Origin of the sequence: Bacillus cereus group sp. MYBK245-2, assembly GCF_051916145.1 — a bacterium.
Taxonomy (GTDB): domain Bacteria; phylum Bacillota; class Bacilli; order Bacillales; family Bacillaceae_G; genus Bacillus_A; species Bacillus_A pacificus.
In genome coordinates this window covers 185,957-206,130 of sequence record NZ_JBQAGB010000008.1, presented here as the reverse complement: position 1 = coordinate 206,130, position 20,174 = coordinate 185,957, and the positions used below count along the sequence as shown (strand labels likewise).

Here is a 20,174-nt window from a genome sequence, read left to right as displayed (position 1 = left end):
GCTAATAATTAGTAGGGAGTAAATAACTTCTACTGATTAAAGTTTCACTTTATAGTTTCACCGAAATAAACAGCTTTATTAAAAAATATGTTGTTGTATAACAAAAAACTGTTGACTGAATGCTCACTCATTATATAATGAAGGTAGGGGATAAAATTCAGAAAATTATATGTTTTTGAAGATTCTAAAAAAGAAAGAGGGCTTACAAAGAGAGGGGTAGCATAAAAATGAATAGCTTACTGATCATGAATTGGCTGGCTGCCATTGCTGTTATTGCTTATGCGGGATATTTGTTTGTGTATCTTATACGAACGAGGATGGCCTACATACAGTTAGGAAAAAAGATTGAATTTGACCGTCGTTTTAAAGAGCGTTGGGATCTCCTTAAGGTCAATGTTTTCGGTCAGAAAAAGCTGCTGAAAGATAAAAAGAGCGGCATTATTCACGTTATGTTCTTTTACGGATTTATTCTTGTCCAATTTGGAGCAATTGACTTCGTTTGGAAAGGACTCGCACCAGGATCACATCTTCCACTTGGACCACTATACCCTGCATTTACATTCTTCCAGGAAATTGTCACACTTGTTATTTTAATTGCAGTCTTTTGGGCTTTTCATCGACGTTATGTTGAGAAGCTAGTTCGTTTAAAACGTAATTTCAAATCAGGCCTTGTTCTTATCTTCATCGGTGGCTTAATGATTTCTGTGCTACTCGGTAATGGGATGGGAATTATATGGCATGGCGAGGAGCTTTCATGGAGTGAGCCAATCGCTTCTGCAATCGCTTACGTTTTCTCAGGGATAAATGAAACCGCAGCCATTTCTCTGTTCTATTTCTCTTGGTGGGTGCATTTACTAATTTTGTTAACGTTTTTAGTTTATGTTCCACAATCGAAACACGCGCATTTAATTGCGGGACCAGCTAACGTTTTCTTCGGCCGTCTTTCAAATCCAGGGAAACTTGAAAAGATTGACTTTGAAGATGAAACACAAGAAACATTTGGTGTTGGTAAAATCGAAGACTTTAGACAAAATCAGCTTATTGATTTATACGCTTGCGTAGAGTGTGGTCGTTGTACAAATATGTGTCCGGCAACAGGAACAGGGAAAATGTTATCGCCGATGGATTTGATTTTAAAACTTCGCGATCATTTAACTGATAAAGGAGCTGCAGTGACATCAAAAGCACCGTGGGTTCCGGTAGTTGCTTTTAATAATACACAAGGAAATCAGTTAGCGATGATGGCAGCGGGGAAAGGACAACAAGAATCTGCAGCCACAACACTCGCTTACGATCCGAGTTTAATTGGAGATGTTATTACAGAAGAAGAGATTTGGGCTTGTACAACGTGTCGTAACTGTGAGGATCAGTGTCCGGTTATGAATGAGCACGTTGATAAAATTATTGATTTACGCCGCTATCTCGTTTTAACAGAAGGAAAGATGGATGCGGAAGCGCAACGTGCGATGACAAACATCGAGCGTCAAGGGAATCCGTGGGGTCTAAACCGTAAAGAGCGTGAAACTTGGCGCCAAGGTGATGATGAAGTAACGGTTCCAACTGTAAAAGAAAAATCGAAAGCTGGCGAGGAGTTCGAATATTTATTCTGGGTTGGTTCAATGGGATCATATGATAATCGTAGTCAGAAGATTGCGATATCGTTTGCGAAGTTGATGAACGAAGCAGGCATTTCATTTGCAATACTCGGTAATAAGGAGAAGAACTCTGGAGATACACCGCGCCGCCTTGGAAATGAATTTGTCTTCCAAGAGATGGCGACAAAAAATATTGAGGAATTTGAAAAAGCAGGAGTGAAGAAAATCGTTACGATTGACCCTCATGCTTATAACACATTTAAAAATGAGTATCCGGACTTTGGCTTGCAAGCAGAAGTCTATCATCATACAGAACTGTTAGCTCAGTGGGTGAAAGAAGGACGCTTAAAACCGGTTCACGCTATTGAGGAAACAGTTACGTACCATGATTCCTGCTACTTAGGGAGATACAACGAAGTATACGAAGCGCCACGAGACATTTTGAAAGCGATTCCTGGTGTGAACCTTGTAGAAATGGCACGTAACCGTGAAACGGGAATGTGCTGTGGAGCAGGTGGTGGCTTAATGTGGATGGAGGAAACAACAGGTTCACGCATTAACGTTGCTCGTACAGAACAAGCATTAGCTGTACAGCCATCCATTATCGGTACAGGATGTCCTTATTGCTTAACGATGATTAGTGATGGGACGAAAGCGAAAGAAGTTGAAGAGAAAGTTCAAACTCTCGATGTAACAGAGATTTTAGAACGCTCAGTGATTGGACAGAAGAAAGAAGCAATCTAGTTTGTAGGAATGCATACAACTTTAGAAAGAGGTGCAATTATTGCACCTCTTCTCAACGTAGGAACACCGAGCGCACGCTCAGTGATAAAAAGAAATGGGGGAAAGAAACATGAGTAAAACAGTTATTTTAAGTGCTGCAAGAACACCAGTTGGGAAATTTGGAGGGTCTTTAAAAGATGTAAAAGCAACAGAACTTGGAGGGATTGCAATTAAAGCGGCGCTTGAAAGAGCAAATGTTTCTGCTAGTGATGTTGAGGAAGTTATATTCGGAACGGTTATTCAAGGTGGACAGGGACAAATTCCATCACGCCAAGCGGCGAGGGCTGCTGGAATCCCTTGGGAAGTGCAGACGGAAACAGTGAATAAAGTTTGTGCGTCGGGGCTTCGTGCGGTTACGTTAGCGGATCAAATTATTCGTACTGGCGATCAATCATTGATTGTAGCTGGTGGTATGGAGTCGATGAGTAACAGTCCTTACATTTTACGAGGAGCAAGATGGGGATACAGAATGGGCAACAACGAAGTCGTTGATTTAAACATTGCTGACGGTTTAACATGCGCATTTTCTGGTATACACATGGGTGTTTATGGCGGAGAAGTTGCGAAGGAAGATGGAATTTCTCGCGAAGCGCAAGATGAATGGGCATATCGTAGCCACCAACGTGCGGTTTCAGCACATAATGAAGGACGTTTTGAAGAGGAAATCGTGCCAGTAACGATTCCGCAAAGAAAAGGCGATCCTATTGTCGTTGCAAAGGATGAGGCGCCACGCGCGGATACAACAATTGAAAAGTTAGCAAAATTAAAACCTGTATTTGATAAAACAGCGACAGTGACAGCTGGTAATGCACCAGGCTTAAACGATGGTGGTGCTGCACTTGTATTAATGAGCGAAGACAGAGCGAAGCAAGAAGGAAGAAAGCCGTTAGCGACAATTTTGGCACATACAGCAATTGCAGTGGAGTCTAAAGATTTCCCGAGAACGCCAGGTTATGCAATTAACGCATTGCTTGAAAAAACAGGAAAGACAATTGAAGACATCGATTTATTCGAGATTAATGAAGCATTTGCAGCAGTAGCAATTGCAAGTACAGAGATTGCGGGAATTGATCCAGAAAAATTGAATGTAAATGGCGGCGCAGTGGCGATGGGGCATCCGATTGGAGCAAGCGGAGCGCGCATTATCGTTACACTAATCCATGCACTGAAGCAACGCGGCGGCGGAATTGGAATTGCTTCGATTTGTAGCGGTGGTGGTCAAGGTGATGCAGTGATGATTGAAGTTCACTAATTAAGATTAGACGGTATATAGTTTATTGAAAATTAAGGGGGAAGAAGAAATGAGTGTACAAAAAATTGTTGTAATTGGTGCAGGACAAATGGGATCAGGAATTGCACAAGTATGTGCAATGGCAGGATACGATGTGAAGGTACAAGATTTAAAACAGGAGCAATTAGATAGAGGATTGGCTATTATTACGAAAAACTTAGCACGCCAAGTAGAAAAGGGGCGCATGAAGGAAGAAGAAAAGGAAGCGACATTAAACCGTCTTGCAGTAACGCTTGATTTAGATTGTGTGAAGGAAGCGGATCTTATTATCGAAGCAGCTGTCGAGAAAATGGATATTAAAAAGAAAATCTTTGCGAATTTAGATGAAATTGCTCCAGAACACGCAATTTTAGCGACAAATACGTCATCTTTGCCAATTACAGAAATTGCCGCGGTAACGAAACGTCCGGAAAAAGTAATCGGTATGCACTTTATGAATCCAGTTCCGGTTATGAAACTTGTTGAAATTATTCGTGGTTTGGCTACAGATGATGCGGTATACGAAACAATTGAGAATATTACGAAGAAAATTGGCAAAGTACCAGTTGAAGTAAATGATTTCCCAGGATTTGTATCGAACCGTATTTTATTACCGATGATTAACGAAGCAATTTATACGTTATATGAAGGTGTAGCGACGAAAGAAGCAATTGATGAAGTAATGAAACTTGGTATGAATCACCCGATGGGCCCTTTAACGCTCGCTGATTTTATCGGTTTAGACACATGTTTATACATTATGGAAGTGTTGCATGAAGGTTTAGGTGATAGTAAATATCGCCCATGTCCATTGCTACGTAAGTACGTAAATGCAGGATGGTTAGGACGTAAAACAGGTCGTGGTTTCTACGTTTACGAATAAATCCCCCTTTGTTACAAAATAGTGGTCTTACCAAATTGTTAAAAGGTTATATAGCAAATGGAGGCGGAGTATATGAACTTTCGTTTTAATGAAGAGCAGCAAATGATGAGGAAAATGGTTCGAGATTTTGCACAGAAGGAAATTGCTCCCTTTGTTCCTAGTATGGAACAAGGGGTGTTCCCAAAAGAGATTTTGCAGAAGATGGGTGAGCTTGGATTAATGGGAATTCCAGCGCCTGCAAAATACGGTGGTGCAGAAATGGATTTTATTTCTTACATTTTAGCAATTGAAGAAATTTCGAAGGTAAGCGCAACGGTTGGTGTAATTTTAGCTGTACATACGTCAGTTGGAATGAACCCGATTTTATATTTCGGAACAGAAGAACAGAAAGAGAAATACGTTTCTAAACTTGCGACTGGTGAATATTTAGGTGCATTTGCATTAACAGAACCAAATGCAGGATCGGATGCAGGAAGTTTGAAATCAAGAGCTGTGAAGAAAGGCGATCATTACATTATTAATGGATCGAAGGTGTTCATTACAAATGGTGGTGAAGCAAGTACATATATTGTATTCGCTTCTACAAATCCAGAGGCAGGAAAGAGTGGGATTTCTGCATTCATAGTAGAGAAAGATACACCAGGCTTAATTATCGGTAAAGATGAGCATAAAATGGGACTGCTCGGTTCTCGCACTGTACAACTTACGTTCGAGGATATGAAGGTACCGGCTGAGAATTTACTTGGTGAAGAAGGACAAGGATTTAAGGTAGCGATGGCGAATTTAGATGTTGGACGAATTGGAATTGGGGCGCAAGCATTAGGTATTGCTGAAGCGGCGCTTGCATGTGCGATTGATTATGCGAAAGAACGTGAGCAATTCGGAAAGCCAATTGCGGCGCAGCAAGGGATTGGCTTCAAACTTGCAGATATGGCAACTAGCGTAGAAGCGGCGCGATTACTTGTATATAGGGCGGCATCGCTAAGAGCGCAAGGATTACCATGTGGTAAAGAAGCATCTATTGCGAAATTATTCGCTTCTAAAACGGCTGTTGAAGTTGCGATTGAAGCAGTGCAAGTATTTGGTGGTTACGGTTATACGAAAGATTATCCAGTAGAAAGATTTTTCCGTGATGCGAAAATCACGCAAATATATGAAGGAACGAGTGAAATACAGAAACTTGTTATTAGCCGGGCTTTATAAAAGCACAAGGGGGAGACGGGCATGCATTTTAAACTATCAGAAGAACATGAAATGATAAGAAAAATGGTTCGGGACTTTGCTAAGAACGAAGTAGCACCGACAGCAGCTGAACGTGATGAAGAAGAGAGGTTTGATCGTGCGCTATTTGATCAAATGGCAGAGCTTGGTTTAACCGGAATTCCGTGGCCTGAAGAATACGGCGGAATTGGAAGCGATTACTTGGCGTATGTAATTGCTATTGAAGAATTATCACGCGTATGTGCTTCTACAGGTGTAACATTGTCTGCACATACTTCACTTGCTGGTTGGCCAATTTTTAAATTTGGAACAGAAGAGCAAAAGCAAACATTTTTACGACCGATGGCTGAAGGAAAGAAAATTGGTGCATACGGCTTAACGGAGCCAGGATCTGGATCGGATGCTGGTGGAATGAAGACAATCGCCAAAAGAGATGGAGACCATTATGTATTAAATGGATCAAAAATATTTATCACTAATGGTGGTATTGCTGATATTTATGTTGTTTTCGCATTAACTGATCCTGAATCGAAGCAGCGTGGCACGAGTGCATTTATAGTGGAAAGTGATACACCAGGATTTTCAGTTGGGAAGAAGGAGAGTAAATTAGGGATTCGCTCTTCACCAACAACTGAAATTATGTTCGAAGATTGCCGTATTCCTGTAGAGAATTTACTAGGGGAAGAAGGACAAGGGTTTAAGATAGCGATGCAAACATTAGATGGTGGCCGTAACGGTATTGCGGCGCAAGCGGTTGGTATTGCACAAGGGGCTTTAGATGCTTCCGTAGAATATGCAAGAGAGCGTCATCAGTTTGGGAAGCCGATTGCGGTGCAGCAAGGGATTGGCTTTAAACTTGCAGATATGGCAACGGATGTGGAGGCGGCGCGTCTTCTAACATATCAAGCAGCTTGGCTGGAATCGGAAGGACTTCCTTATGGGAAAGAGTCGGCGATGTCAAAAGTATTTGCAGGCGATGCCGCGATGAAGGTGACGACTGAAGCGGTACAAGTATTTGGTGGTTACGGTTATACGAAAGATTATCCGGTAGAGCGATACATGCGAGATGCAAAGATTACACAGATATATGAAGGAACACAAGAGATTCAAAGGCTCGTAATTTCTCGTATGTTAACGAAGTAGGATCAAAGGCGTAGGTATTTTCCTACGCTTTTTCCTTCCAAAAAATAATAGAGAGGTGAAGGGGATGGTTAAACATAATGTGCATGCATCAGTGAAAGATGAAAAATTAGTCGCGTTAAGGCGTGAACAAATGATTAAAGGTGCAGTGCAACTGTTTAAACAAAAAGGATTTCCGCGTACAACAACGAGAGAGATTGCAAAGGCAGCTGGATTTAGTATTGGAACGCTTTATGAATACATTCGTACAAAAGATGATGTTTTGTATTTAGTTTGTGATAGTATTTATGAACATGTAAAAGAAAGATTAGAGGAAGTAGTTTGTACGGAAAAAGGAAGTGTAGAAAGTTTAAAGATAGCAATAACGAATTATTTTAAAGTGATGGACGAATTGCAGGAAGAAGTATTAATAATGTATCAAGAGGTACGCTTCTTACCGAAAGAATCACTCCCGTACGTATTAGAAAAGGAGTTTCAAATGGTAGGAATGTTTGAGAATATTTTAGAACAGTGTACGGAAAACGGAACATTTACATTAAATAAAAAAGAAATACAGCTTCTTGCGCATAATATTTTTATACAAGGACAGATGTGGGGATTTCGACGTTGGGCGCTGCAAAAGCTATATACGCTCGAAGAATATACAGACATGCAAATTAGGTATGTATTACAAGGGGCCCATATGCTTCCGAAATAAGGAATGTATACTACCCTATAAAAGTTTCCCGTTTTTTTTGTAGCATATTTGTGCGACTTTTGTTTATAATGAATAGTATGGATTTTTTTAAGCAGGCCGTTATATATAAGGTTATATTTGATGAAAGGAAGTGCCGCATAAGTGGATTTTAAGCAATATTCACCAGAAGAGCTAAAAGAATGTTCAATGATTGAAGTTGTACATAGCGTTTTAGGGGATAAAAAACAAGCAACGACATTCAACGAGTTGGTTCAAGAAATCGCTCAAGTGCTGGGACTATCTCAAGAGCAAGTTAATGCGAAAATCGCACAATTTTATACAGACTTAAACATCGATGGACGTTTCATTAATTTAGGAGAAAATCGTTGGGGTCTACGCAGCTGGTACCCATACGAGCAAATTGATGAAGAAATCTTGCCTCAACCAAAACCGAAGAAGAAACGTAAAGTTGAAGAAGACGGTTTTGACGACTACATTGACGAAGATGAAGATGACTTTGATGATGTAGACGGAAATGAAGACGAAGATGATGATGTAGAAGATTTGGACAAGGTTCTTGAAGACGAAGACGGAGACGACGATGATCTTGATGATTTAGACGAAGATGAAGATGACTTCGCTGAAGAAGAACTTGAGTATGATGAAACTGAAGAAGAAGAAGAGGAAGAACTGTAGTTCTTGACTTTTCATTATCGTCCATGTAGAATCATTTTTGGGCTCTTTAAAAAAGGACGATAATACTTTTAAAGTGTAAATATAAAAGAAAATTGCTCCCTACTTATTACTTTATGTGATGAGGGGAGCAATTTTCTTTTTTGTTTTTTGTTTAGAAAATAAAAAGAGTCTAACAATAAGATGGATACAGTGTTATCTACATACGTTGCGCTTTGCAACGGTGATTATATAACAGCAAAATAGAAGGGAGCTTTTTCATGACTAAGTATATTTTTGTAACAGGCGGTGTAGTATCGTCTCTAGGAAAAGGTATTACAGCAGCATCTCTTGGAAGACTTTTAAAAAATCGTGGTTTAAACGTAACGATTCAAAAGTTTGATCCATACATTAACGTAGACCCAGGGACTATGAGCCCATACCAACACGGTGAGGTATTCGTAACAGATGATGGTGCAGAAACTGACTTAGACCTTGGTCACTATGAGCGTTTCATCGACATCAATTTAAATAAATACAGCAACGTAACAACAGGTAAAATTTACTCTTCAGTTCTTCAAAAAGAGCGTCGTGGTGAATACCTAGGAGGAACAGTTCAAGTTATTCCTCACATTACTAACGAAATTAAAGAGCGCGTATACCGTTCTGGTCGCGAAACAAACGCGGACGTTGTTATTACAGAAATCGGTGGAACTGTTGGTGACATTGAGTCTCTACCATTCTTAGAAGCAATCCGTCAAATTAAGAGCGACATCGGTCGTGACAATGTAATGTACATTCACTGTACGTTAATCCCGTACTTAAAAGCAGCGGGTGAAATGAAAACAAAACCAACGCAACATAGCGTTAAAGAGCTTCGCAGTTTAGGTATTCAACCAAATATTATCGTTGTTCGTACAGAAATGCCTGTTTCTCAAGATATGAAAGACAAGCTTGCATTATTCTGTGACATTGATACAAAAGCAGTTATTGAAGCACGCGATGCAGATACTTTATATGCAGTTCCATTATCTCTTCAAGAGCAAAATATGGACCAAATCGTTTGCGATCACTTAAAATTAGACAATCCAGCTGCAGATATGACAGAGTGGACTGCGCTAGTTGAAAAAGTGCGTAACCTTTCTAAGAAAACAAAAATCGCTCTTGTTGGTAAGTACGTAGAGCTTCAAGATGCATACATTTCTGTTGTAGAAGCACTTCGTCATGCAGGTTACTCTTTCGACACAGATGTAGAAGTGAAATGGGTAAATGCTGAGCACGTAACAGCAGAGAACGTACAAGAATTAGTAGGAGACACAGATGGTATCCTTGTACCAGGTGGCTTCGGTGATCGTGGTGTAGAAGGTAAAATCGTTGCAATTCAATATGCTCGTGAAAACAAAGTTCCATTCCTAGGAATTTGCTTAGGTATGCAACTTGCATCAATCGAATTCGCACGTAACGTATTAGGATTAGAAGGAGCTAACTCTTCTGAAATCAACCCTGACACACCTTATGCAATCATCGACTTATTACCAGAACAAAAAGATGTAGAAGACTTAGGTGGTACACTTCGTCTTGGTCTATACCCATGTAAGCTTGCTGAAGAAACAAATGCTTACAACGCTTACAATGAGCCGGTTGTATATGAGCGTCATCGTCATCGTTATGAGTTCAACAATCAATTCCGTCCGGATATGGAAAAAGCAGGATTTGTATTCTCTGGTACAAGCCCAGACGGCCGTTTAGTTGAAATCGTTGAATTGAAAGATCACCCTTGGTTCGTAGCAGCACAGTTCCACCCAGAACTTGTTTCTCGTCCAAACCGTCCACAACCATTGTTCCATGACTTCGTAAGAGCGTCTATTACGAATAAAGAGAGCAAGTAATAAAAAAGCGCCTGAAATAGGGCGCTTTTTTTAATATTCATTTAACATTTCATCGATTGTAAATTTGATTCCGTGATATGCAAATAAAGCTATCATTAAGCTTGGGAATCCGTAGCGATTACCTTCATCGTCTGGAATAAGCCCTTTTAACAATTTCGTATCAATATGTACATCTGTATATTGTTCTAGTGATTCATTGCCTTCTTGAATAGCAGAAATGCCGACAATAGAGTGTCCATCTGCTTGAAGTTTTTTTGCTATTGCTACAACTTCTTCATCTGTTGAAAAACGGCTAATAAGAAGTACACGATCTGCAGAAGTTACTTCTACTTCCTTACCATTTTCAAATAGTCGTTTTGCTTGCTTCATTGGTTCAGCACCGAATAGCGCTTCAGCAACAACGCCCTCCATTTCATTTGTACCATGTAAATAAATGAAACCTTCGCCAACTAATGCTTGAGCAAGTAGACGGGCGCTATCTTCTATATTCATTTCCTCTTTTTGAGAAACTCTGGAGAAATAACCGCTTAATTGGGTTGAAAAAATTTTTAACATAATGTTACTCCCTTCGTACGTGTTTACCGGCTTTCATTATAGTTTATTTTTTTAGAAAGGTGAAATCGAAGGTGGCATAACAAAATGGGAAACGGTAAAATAAGAAAGAAATAGGAAGGAATTTGGTAAAGAATAGCGAAAATTAATCGTTAAGATATAAGAAGCTTTAAATCTTGTACTTACATAGAAAGGTTGGGAGTTATGGAAGGGAAAATTTTAATCGTTGATGATCAATATGGCATTCGTGTGTTATTACATGAAGTGTTCCAAAAAGAAGGTTATCAGACATTCCAAGCAGCGAATGGATTTCAAGCTTTAGATATCGTGAAAAAAGATAATCCAGATTTAGTTGTGTTAGATATGAAAATTCCAGGTATGGATGGTATAGAGATTTTAAAGCATGTAAAAGAAATTGATGAGAGTATTAAAGTGATTTTAATGACTGCTTATGGAGAGCTTGATATGATCCAAGAAGCAAAAGATTTAGGTGCTTTAATGCATTTTGCTAAACCATTTGATATTGATGAAATTCGTCAAGCGGTGAGAAATGAGCTCGCTGTAGAGGCTTAAAAATGAATTTTTTATAAAAAATATGGAAAAAAGCGTTTACATGGACTATTGTGCAGGTGAATACGGTTGAGTTTTTGAGTACAAGTTGTTATCCTATTGAGTGTAGAAAAAAGTCCGGTATGTAGATATACATATTTTACCTTATTCTGGTCATACTACCAGCGATAAGAACTTATCGGATACAAAAAACGTTTTTTAGGAGGATTCACCATGCCTTTAGTTTCTATGAAAGAAATGCTAAACAAAGCACTAGAAGGAAAATACGCAGTTGGTCAATTCAACATGAACAACTTAGAGTGGACTCAAGCTATCTTAGCTGCTGCGGAAGAAGAAAAATCTCCTGTAATCCTAGGTGTATCTGAGGGTGCAGCTCGTCATATGACTGGTTTCAAAACAGTTGTAGCTATGGTTAAAGCTTTAATCGAAGAAATGAACATCACTGTTCCTGTAGCGATTCACCTTGACCATGGTTCAAGCTTCGAAAAATGTAAAGAAGCAATCGATGCAGGTTTCACATCTGTAATGATCGACGCTTCTCACCACCCATTCGAAGAAAACGTAGAAACTACTAAAAAAGTAGTAGAATACGCACACGCTCGTAACGTATCTGTTGAAGCTGAGCTTGGAACAGTTGGCGGACAAGAAGACGACGTAATCGCTGAAGGCGTAATTTACGCTGACCCAGCTGAGTGTAAGCACCTTGTTGAAGCAACAGGTATCGATTGCCTAGCTCCAGCTTTAGGTTCTGTACACGGTCCTTACAAAGGTGAGCCTAACTTAGGATTCGCTGAAATGGAACAAGTTCGTGACTTCACTGGCGTACCTTTAGTATTACACGGTGGTACTGGTATCCCAACTGCTGATATCGAAAAAGCTATCTCTTTAGGTACTTCAAAAATCAACGTAAACACTGAGAACCAAATTGAGTTTACAAAAGCTGTTCGTGAAGTATTAAACAAAGACCAAGAAGTTTACGATCCTCGTAAATTTATCGGACCTGGCCGCGACGCTATCAAAGCAACTGTTATTGGTAAAATTCGCGAATTCGGTTCTAACGGTAAAGCGTAAGAATAAAATTCCGTTTTGGAAACCGTCTACTCTTTTAGACGGTTTCCTTTCGTTGTATAATGAAAGCGTGAACAAGTCTAAAGATTTTATCATTTTGTTTTTGAAATAGAAAATAATGTGCATAGTCCTATTAATAAATGTGATAACGTATCTAAATTGATAAAGTAAATTCGATAAATAGTTAATCTTTATCTTTTTGTATTACAGGAGAAATGAAGATAATGGTTTCCTATTTATTGAGTTTTGGGATGGAAAAGTAATTGAGATTCTTAAGGGGGAGCTTTCTATAAAAATATAGAAAGTAAATACATTCACAAGAAGGGAGCTCAATATGGAAAAATTGCTAATTGAAGGCGGAAGAGCTTTAAATGGAACAATTCGCGTGAGTGGTGCAAAGAACAGCGCCGTTGCACTAATTCCAGCGACAATTTTAGCAGATACTCCAGTAACTATTGGTGGTGTCCCTAATATTTCGGACGTGAAAATGTTAGGAGACTTACTAGAGGAAATTGGAGGGAGAGTGACTTATGGACAGGAGGAAGAGATGGTAGTCGATCCTTCTAACATGGTTGCAATGCCTTTACCAAATGGAAAAGTGAAAAAATTGCGTGCTTCTTATTATTTAATGGGTGCGATGCTTGGCCGTTTTAAAAAAGCTGTTATTGGGCTTCCAGGTGGATGTCACTTAGGACCGAGGCCAATTGATCAGCACATTAAAGGGTTTGAAGCGTTAGGTGCACATGTTACGAATGAACAAGGTGCTATCTATTTAAGAGCAGATGAACTACGAGGGGCACGTATTTATTTAGATGTTGTTAGTGTAGGAGCTACGATTAATATTATGCTAGCAGCTGTACGAGCGAAAGGTAGAACTGTTATTGAAAACGCAGCGAAAGAACCAGAGATTATTGATGTAGCTACACTGTTAACTAGCATGGGAGCACGTATTAAAGGTGCTGGTACAGATGTAATCCGAATTGATGGTGTGGATTCACTGCACGGTTGTCATCATACGATCATTCCAGATCGTATTGAAGCGGGTACGTATATGATTTTAGGTGCTGCGTCAGGAGGAGAAGTAACAGTTGATAATGTTATTCCTCAGCATTTGGAGTCAGTTACCGCAAAATTAAGAGAAGCTGGTGTCCAAGTTGAAACGAATGATGACCAAATTACAGTGAACGGTGATAGAAGATTAAAAGTCGTTGATATAAAAACGCTTGTATATCCAGGTTTCCCAACAGATTTACAACAGCCGTTTACAACGCTTTTAACAAAGGCGCATGGAACGGGTGTTGTAACGGATACGATTTATGGCGCACGTTTTAAACATATTGATGAATTACGTCGTATGAATGCGCAAATTAAAGTAGAAGGTCGGTCAGCTATCGTAACTGGTCCTGTTTTATTACAAGGTGCAAAAGTGAAAGCGAGTGATTTGCGAGCTGGAGCAGCCCTTGTTATTGCAGGATTGATGGCGGATGGAATTACAGAAGTAACCGGACTTGAGCATATTGATCGTGGCTATGAAAATATAGTAGACAAGCTTAAAGGGCTTGGTGCAAACATTTGGCGAGAACAAATGACAAAGCAAGAAATTGAAGAAATGAAGAACGCATAAGTGATACTTCCGCGAGGGGGAAGCGAAGCATCACTACTGGCGGAAGTACACTTTATAGAAAAACACGGTTCACAAAATACGGCAGAAATATAAAGGCTTAAAGGAGAGGGATTATCGTGGAAAGAAGTTTATCTATGGAGTTAGTACGTGTAACAGAGGCTGCAGCTTTATCATCAGCGCGTTGGATGGGACGCGGGAAAAAGGATGAGGCAGACGGTGCAGCAACATCAGCTATGCGTGATGTATTTGATACAATTCCGATGAAAGGTACAGTTGTAATTGGTGAAGGTGAAATGGATGAAGCACCAATGCTATATATCGGAGAAAAATTAGGTACAGGATATGGTCCGCGTGTAGACGTTGCAGTTGATCCTTTAGAAGGGACAAACATTGTAGCAGCTGGTGGATGGAATGCTCTTGCTGTTATTGCAATTGCAGATCATGGTAATTTGTTACATGCTCCTGACATGTACATGGATAAAATCGCGGTTGGCCCAGAAGCGGTTGGGGCGGTCGATATTGATGCGCCTATTATCGATAACTTACGTGCAGTTGCGAAAGCGAAAAACAAAGATATTGAAGATGTTGTAGCGACAGTTTTAAACCGTCCACGTCATCAAGCAATTATTGAAGAAATTCGTAAAGCTGGTGCTCGCATTAAATTGATTAATGATGGAGACGTAGCTGGCGCAATCAACACAGCATTTGATCGTACAGGTGTAGATATTTTATTCGGCTCTGGTGGTGCGCCTGAGGGTGTGTTAGCGGCAGTTGCATTAAAATGTTTAGGTGGAGAAATTCACGGGAAATTATTACCACAAAACGAAGCTGAATTGGCGCGTTGCAAAAAGATGGGTATAGACGACATCAACCGCATCCTTCGCATGGAGGACTTAGTAAAAGGTGACGATGCAATCTTCGCAGCAACAGGTGTAACAGACGGAGAACTATTACGCGGCGTTCAATTTAAAGGTAGCGTAGGAACAACACAATCCCTTGTTATGCGCGCAAAATCAGGCACAGTACGCTTCGTAGACGGACGTCACAGCTTAAATAAAAAACCGAACTTGGTTATTAAATAAAAAGTGGAAGCGGCTCGCTCAGAATGGGAGGGGGAAGAAGTGAAGCCACCGACCATTCTAGCTGATGAAACTAGATTAAATAAAAAGCGAAGACAAATTTTCTTGTCTTCGCTTCTTGTATTTGTGTTTCAACGTATTGATTAAAACTAGATAAAAGGGTTACAATAGTGAATATTACCCTACTTGAACTTATTGCCTTTCATTATTAATTATTTGCCTTCCGTATTTTTTCCCTTTACCCATGTGAAAAGAGAATAACGTTAAAGTGTGGTGTCTGAATGAATTTGTCAATTGCAGCATTAGAAAACATGAAATTAAAAGAGTTATACGAGCTTGCGAAAGAATTTAAAATTTCGTATTATAGCAAATTAACGAAAAAAGAGTTAATCTTCGCCATTTTAAAAGCTCGAGCAGAAAAAGAAGGTTTCTTCTTCATGGAAGGCGTATTAGAAATTATTCAATCAGAAGGATTTGGATTCCTACGTCCTATCAACTACTCTCCAAGCTCAGAAGATATTTATATCTCAGCTTCGCAAATTCGTCGTTTCGATTTACGTAATGGAGACAAGGTTTCTGGTAAAGTACGACCTCCGAAAGAAAATGAACGCTACTTTGGATTATTACAAGTTGAAGCTGTAAACGGAGATGATCCAGAGTCAGCAAAAGAGCGTGTGCATTTCCCTGCATTAACACCATTATACCCAGATCGCCAAATGAAATTGGAAACGGAACCGAAAAAGTTACCGACACGCATCATGGATTTAATTGCACCAGTTGGATTTGGACAACGTGGTTTAATTGTCGCGCCTCCAAAGGCTGGTAAAACTAGTCTATTAAAAGAAATCGCACACAGTGTTACAACAAATCATCCGGAAGCTGAATTAATTGTCCTTTTAATTGATGAGCGTCCAGAGGAAGTAACAGATATTGAACGTTCTGTTAAAGGAGATGTTGTAAGCTCTACTTTTGATGAAGTACCAGAAAATCATATTAAAGTAGCGGAACTTGTGTTAGAACGTGCAATGCGTCTTGTAGAGCACAAAAAAGATGTTATCATTTTAATGGATAGTATTACCCGTTTAGCGCGAGCTTACAACCTTGTTATTCCGCCAAGTGGTAGAACATTATCGGGTGGTATCGACCCAGCTGCCTTCCATAGACCGAAGCGTTTCTTTGGAGCTGCACGTAATATTGAAGAAGGCGGTAGCTTAACGATTTTAGCAACAGCGCTTGTTGATACAGGATCTCGTATGGACGATGTAATTTACGAAGAATTTAAAGGAACTGGAAATATGGAACTTCACTTAGATCGTTCATTAGCTGAGCGTCGTATCTTCCCGGCAATTGATATTCGCCGTTCTGGTACACGTAAAGAGGATCTATTAATTCCGAAAGAACATTTAGACAAGCTATGGGGTATTCGTAAAACAATGCGTGATACACCAGACTTTGTTGAAGGTTTCTTACGTAAACTTCGTCAAACAAAGACAAATGAAGAATTTTTACAAAACATTGTTGCAGATTCGAAAAGATATGTAACAACGAAGTAAAGGGAAAAGATTGGGACTCGCTTATTTTATGGTAAGCGAGTTTTTTATGTTTTTTAGGTGATCTTAAAGAGAGATGAGTGGAAGGGCATTAGTTGGTTCTAGTTGGATGAGTTGCCTCCACTTTAAGGTGTTATCCAGCTCCAGCGGCTAGAATCTCCGGTCATTTCACTCTCTCGCTCGAAGCAAAAAGCGCTTCAAGGTCGAGAGTTCTAAATAGCCTGCGATTCTGAGCGAGCCGCTTCTACTTTTAAAATTAAAAAGACAAAAACAGGTAGTTGCAAAATGAAGTTAGCCTTGTTATAATTTCATCATATGTGTTTCATCAATATAGTTGTGTATGCAGCTGAAGATGAAAAACTCTGTTTCGAAAATGATTCAGGGCGGAAGGAGATGAAAAGAATGAAAGCAGGAATTCACCCAGATTACAAGAAAGTTGTATTCATGGACACAAACACAGGCTTCAAATTCTTAAGCGGATCTACTAGAGGATCTAACGAAACTGTTGAGTGGGAAGATGGTAACACTTATCCATTACTAAAAGTTGAGATCAGTTCTGATTCTCACCCATTCTACACTGGACGTCAGAAGTTTGCTACTGCAGACGGACGCGTTGACCGCTTCAATAAGAAATACGGTCTTAAGTAATAAAAACATAAAACAGGCAAGTGTATCTATTCGCTTGTCTGTTTTTTTTGCGAAAATATTATACCTTTACCCTACTTTTAATTAAAAAGTAGATGAAAGGAGAGCTTCATGTACTTAATAAATCAGAACGGTTGGATTGAAGTGATTTGCGGTAGTATGTTTTCTGGTAAATCAGAAGAGCTTATCCGCCGTGTGCGTCGTACGCAATTTGCGAAACAACATGCAATTGTATTTAAACCATGTATTGATAATCGCTATAGTGAAGAAGACGTTGTATCACATAACGGATTAAAGGTAAAAGCAGTTCCTGTTTCAGCTTCAAAAGATATATTTGAACATATCACTGAAGAAATGGATGTAATTGCAATCGATGAGGTGCAATTCTTTGATGGGGACATTGTGGAAGTGGTGCAAGTATTGGCAAATCGTGGCTATCGTGTCATTGTAGCTGGTTTAGACCAAGATTTCCGTGGTCTACCATTTGGACAAGTTCCTCAGCTGATGGCGATTGCTGAACATGTAACAAAACTACAAGCAGTATGTTCTGCATGTGGATCTCCGGCAAGTCGTACACAACGATTAATTGATGGAGAACCAGCGGCATTTGATGATCCGATTATTTTAGTTGGTGCTTCAGAATCGTATGAACCACGCTGTCGTCATTGTCATGCAGTTCCTACAAACAAAGATAAGTAAAACTCGCTGCGCAAGGCGGGTTTTTTTCAGAATAGAGAGTGTGAGTGGTGTGAGCTGCCTACGCTTTAAGTTGTGATATCTAGCTCCAGCGGCTAGCTCTTCGCAGCTAAGAACCTTCCGCCCGAAAGGTAAAAAGCACCGTTAGGTCGAAAGAACCTTAGCTGGTCAGAGCTGAATGAGCTACCACCACTTTTAAATATAATTTGCGTTTTTTTGAGTAAGTACCATATACTATTTGTATTAGATACTAGGATGTAGAGGTGAATGATGTGTTAGATCGTTTGCAAGCTGTAGAAAATCGTTATGAGAAGTTAAATGAATTGCTAAGCGACCCAGCAATTATTAGTGATTCAAATAAGCTTCGTGAATATTCAAAGGAACAGTCTGATATACAGGAAACGGTAGAGGTGTATCGTGAGTATAAGGATGTTCGTGAGCAATTAAAAGATGCGAAAGCAATGTTAGAAGATAAGTTAGACGCAGAAATGCGTGAAATGGTAAAAGAAGAGGTTTCTGAGTTAGAATCACAAGAAAAAACATTATCAGAGCGTCTGAAAATTTTACTTGTACCAAAAGACCCTAACGATGATAAGAACGTTATCGTTGAGGTTCGTGGAGCTGCTGGTGGCGACGAGGCCGCTTTATTTGCTGGTGACTTATACCGTATGTATAGCCGTTACGCTGAGGTGCAAGGTTGGAAAACGGAGATTATCGAGGCTAGCTATACAGAGTTAGGTGGATATAAAGAGATTATCTTTATGATTAACGGTAAAGGTGCTTTCGCGAAGCTGAAATTCGAGAATGGCGCTCACCGTGTACAACGTGTTCCTGAAACGGAATCTGGTGGACGTATCCATACATCTACAGCAACTGTAGCTGTATTACCAGAGGCAGAAGAAGTAGAAATTGATATTCATGAGAAAGATGTTCGTGTTGATACATTCGCTTCTAGTGGACCTGGTGGACAGAGCGTTAATACAACGATGTCAGCGGTACGTTTAACGCATTTACCGACTGGTGTAGTTGTATCATGTCAGGATGAGAAATCACAAATTAAGAATAAAGAAAAAGCGATGAAAGTATTACGCGCACGTGTTTATGATAAGTTTAGACAAGAAGCACAAGCTGAGTATGATCAAAACCGTAAACAAGCTGTTGGTACGGGTGATCGTTCAGAGCGTATTCGTACGTATAACTTCCCGCAAAACCGTGTTACAGACCATCGAATCGGTTTAACGATTCAAAAGTTAGATCAAATCTTACAAGGTAAGTTAGATGATTTCATCAATGCCTTAGTAATGGAAGATCAGGCTCAAAGGATGGAGGCAGCTGAGTAATGCGTGTCTATGAAGCCCTGAAATGGGCTTCTTCTTTTTTACAGGAGAATGGACGAGATGAAAATGCGGGAGAAATTGTCCTTTGTCATGTATTAAAGACGAATAGAACAGGATTATTGATGAACATGCGTGAAGAAATAACTGCGGAACAAGAAAAAAGTTTTACAGAGTTTATCCACAAGCATGTAGAAGGTATTCCTATTCAATATATGATTGGTCATGAAATGTTTTATGGAAGATCGTTCTTTGTGAATGAAGAAGTATTAATACCAAGACCGGAAACAGAAGAGCTTATAGTAGGAGTGTTAGAAAGAATCGAGCGTCATTTTGGTGATGAGAAACTACATGTAGCAGATATCGGTACAGGTAGTGGAGCGATTTCGATTACGCTTGCTTTGGAAAATAAAAATCTTCATGTGTATACGGTAGATATTGCGCAGGAGTCGATTGAAGTTGCACAAGAAAATGCGAAAACTTTGGGCGCAGAAGTAACGTTCTATCATGGTGATTTATTATCACCATTTTATGAAACGGGTCAAAAGTTAGATGTTGTTGTTTCAAATCCTCCATATATACCGGAAGAAGATTGGCGTGGTCTTTCTCCCGTGGTGAAAGAGCATGAGCCAAAGAGAGCGCTTGTTGGTGGTGAAGACGGACTAGATTTCTATCGCCGCTTTATGGAAGAGTTGCCGAATGTGTTGCAGAAGAAAGCAATTGTCGCATTTGAAATTGGAGTAGGGCAAGGTGAGGACGTGAAAGGGCTGTTACAACAAGCATTTCCACATGCTCATGTTGAGGTTGTTTTTGATATTAATGGAAAAGATCGTATGGTATTTGCGGAGATGGAGTAAGGTTTACACCTTACTCTATTTTTTTGTGGAAAAATTCATATAGATTTTGAATTTAATAGTTTAGAAAGAT

Annotated in this window: 17 protein-coding genes and 1 pseudogene; 17 read left to right on the top strand and 1 reads right to left on the bottom strand. The window is 39.7% G+C overall.

What is annotated here, in order from left to right; all coding sequences use genetic code 11:
- Positions 1 to 227 precede the first annotated feature (227 nt).
- The 8 genes and pseudogenes from ACTFRN_RS15615 (at position 228) to pyrG (ending at position 10,129) form a co-directional block, all read left to right on the top strand.
- Positions 228 to 2,339 (top strand): heterodisulfide reductase-related iron-sulfur binding cluster, encoded by a 2,112-nt coding sequence (locus ACTFRN_RS15615; RefSeq protein ID WP_001086785.1) that lies wholly within the window; start codon positions 228 to 230, stop codon positions 2,337 to 2,339.
- Between the two features lie 9 nt (positions 2,340 to 2,348).
- Positions 2,349 to 3,630 (top strand): annotated as a pseudogene (locus ACTFRN_RS15610) (acetyl-CoA C-acetyltransferase).
- A gap of 49 nt (positions 3,631 to 3,679) precedes the next feature.
- Positions 3,680 to 4,531 carry a 3-hydroxybutyryl-CoA dehydrogenase gene (locus ACTFRN_RS15605; RefSeq protein WP_088106307.1) on the top strand — a complete coding sequence of 284 codons (852 nt, stop codon included), beginning with the start codon at positions 3,680 to 3,682 and terminating at the stop codon, positions 4,529 to 4,531.
- Positions 4,532 to 4,603: 72 nt separating this feature from the next.
- Entirely contained in the window at positions 4,604 to 5,734 is a 1,131-nt protein-coding gene (locus ACTFRN_RS15600) for an acyl-CoA dehydrogenase (RefSeq protein WP_001011168.1), read from the top strand.
- 21 nt (positions 5,735 to 5,755) lie between these two features.
- Positions 5,756 to 6,895 (top strand): acyl-CoA dehydrogenase AcdA, encoded by a 1,140-nt coding sequence (acdA, locus tag ACTFRN_RS15595; protein WP_000545534.1) that lies wholly within the window; start codon positions 5,756 to 5,758, stop codon positions 6,893 to 6,895.
- A 64-nt stretch (positions 6,896 to 6,959) separates the two neighbouring features.
- A complete protein-coding gene (locus ACTFRN_RS15590; protein WP_000238604.1) occupies positions 6,960 to 7,589 on the top strand; it encodes a TetR/AcrR family transcriptional regulator in 630 nt (209 codons plus the stop codon).
- 141 nt (positions 7,590 to 7,730) lie between these two features.
- The gene (gene rpoE, locus ACTFRN_RS15585) at positions 7,731 to 8,264 is read left to right on the top strand and encodes a DNA-directed RNA polymerase subunit delta (protein WP_000346275.1); all 534 of its coding nucleotides are present in this window, start codon (positions 7,731 to 7,733) and stop codon (positions 8,262 to 8,264) included.
- A 257-nt stretch (positions 8,265 to 8,521) separates the two neighbouring features.
- Positions 8,522 to 10,129, top strand: coding sequence for a CTP synthase (gene pyrG / locus ACTFRN_RS15580; RefSeq protein ID WP_000170453.1), 1,608 nt, complete (start codon positions 8,522 to 8,524; stop codon positions 10,127 to 10,129).
- A gap of 30 nt (positions 10,130 to 10,159) precedes the next feature.
- On the opposite strand, the gene ACTFRN_RS15575 is transcribed toward pyrG, so the two are convergent.
- Positions 10,160 to 10,684, bottom strand: a complete 525-nt coding sequence (locus ACTFRN_RS15575) for a DUF2529 domain-containing protein (protein ID WP_000912422.1) — start codon at positions 10,682 to 10,684, stop codon at positions 10,160 to 10,162.
- Between the two features lie 201 nt (positions 10,685 to 10,885).
- Here ACTFRN_RS15575 and spo0F point away from each other — a divergent pair, with 201 nt between their 5' ends.
- The 9 genes from spo0F (at position 10,886) to prmC (ending at position 20,104) form a co-directional block, all read left to right on the top strand.
- Complete coding sequence (gene spo0F / locus ACTFRN_RS15570) at positions 10,886 to 11,254, top strand: sporulation initiation phosphotransferase Spo0F (RefSeq protein ID WP_000398594.1); 369 nt, start codon at positions 10,886 to 10,888, stop codon at positions 11,252 to 11,254.
- Between the two features lie 210 nt (positions 11,255 to 11,464).
- A complete protein-coding gene (locus tag ACTFRN_RS15565; RefSeq protein ID WP_001131850.1) occupies positions 11,465 to 12,322 on the top strand; it encodes a class II fructose-bisphosphate aldolase in 858 nt (285 codons plus the stop codon).
- A gap of 331 nt (positions 12,323 to 12,653) precedes the next feature.
- Positions 12,654 to 13,943 carry a UDP-N-acetylglucosamine 1-carboxyvinyltransferase gene (gene murA / locus ACTFRN_RS15560; protein WP_000413260.1) on the top strand — a complete coding sequence of 430 codons (1,290 nt, stop codon included), beginning with the start codon at positions 12,654 to 12,656 and terminating at the stop codon, positions 13,941 to 13,943.
- 116 nt (positions 13,944 to 14,059) lie between these two features.
- Complete coding sequence (gene glpX, locus ACTFRN_RS15555; protein WP_000442334.1) at positions 14,060 to 15,025, top strand: class II fructose-bisphosphatase; 966 nt, start codon at positions 14,060 to 14,062, stop codon at positions 15,023 to 15,025.
- A gap of 278 nt (positions 15,026 to 15,303) precedes the next feature.
- The gene (rho, locus tag ACTFRN_RS15550; protein ID WP_001053898.1) at positions 15,304 to 16,575 is read left to right on the top strand and encodes a transcription termination factor Rho; all 1,272 of its coding nucleotides are present in this window, start codon (positions 15,304 to 15,306) and stop codon (positions 16,573 to 16,575) included.
- Between the two features lie 399 nt (positions 16,576 to 16,974).
- Positions 16,975 to 17,220, top strand: coding sequence for a type B 50S ribosomal protein L31 (locus ACTFRN_RS15545; RefSeq protein WP_000643437.1), 246 nt, complete (start codon positions 16,975 to 16,977; stop codon positions 17,218 to 17,220).
- Between the two features lie 108 nt (positions 17,221 to 17,328).
- Entirely contained in the window at positions 17,329 to 17,916 is a 588-nt protein-coding gene (locus ACTFRN_RS15540) for a thymidine kinase (protein ID WP_000280862.1), read from the top strand.
- 269 nt (positions 17,917 to 18,185) lie between these two features.
- Complete coding sequence (gene prfA / locus ACTFRN_RS15535) at positions 18,186 to 19,253, top strand: peptide chain release factor 1 (RefSeq protein WP_000887065.1); 1,068 nt, start codon at positions 18,186 to 18,188, stop codon at positions 19,251 to 19,253.
- Positions 19,253 to 20,104 (top strand): peptide chain release factor N(5)-glutamine methyltransferase, encoded by an 852-nt coding sequence (gene prmC, locus ACTFRN_RS15530; protein WP_001267034.1) that lies wholly within the window; start codon positions 19,253 to 19,255, stop codon positions 20,102 to 20,104. Before prfA ends, prmC begins: the two co-directional genes overlap by 1 nt.
- The last annotated feature ends 70 nt before the right edge of the window (positions 20,105 to 20,174 follow it).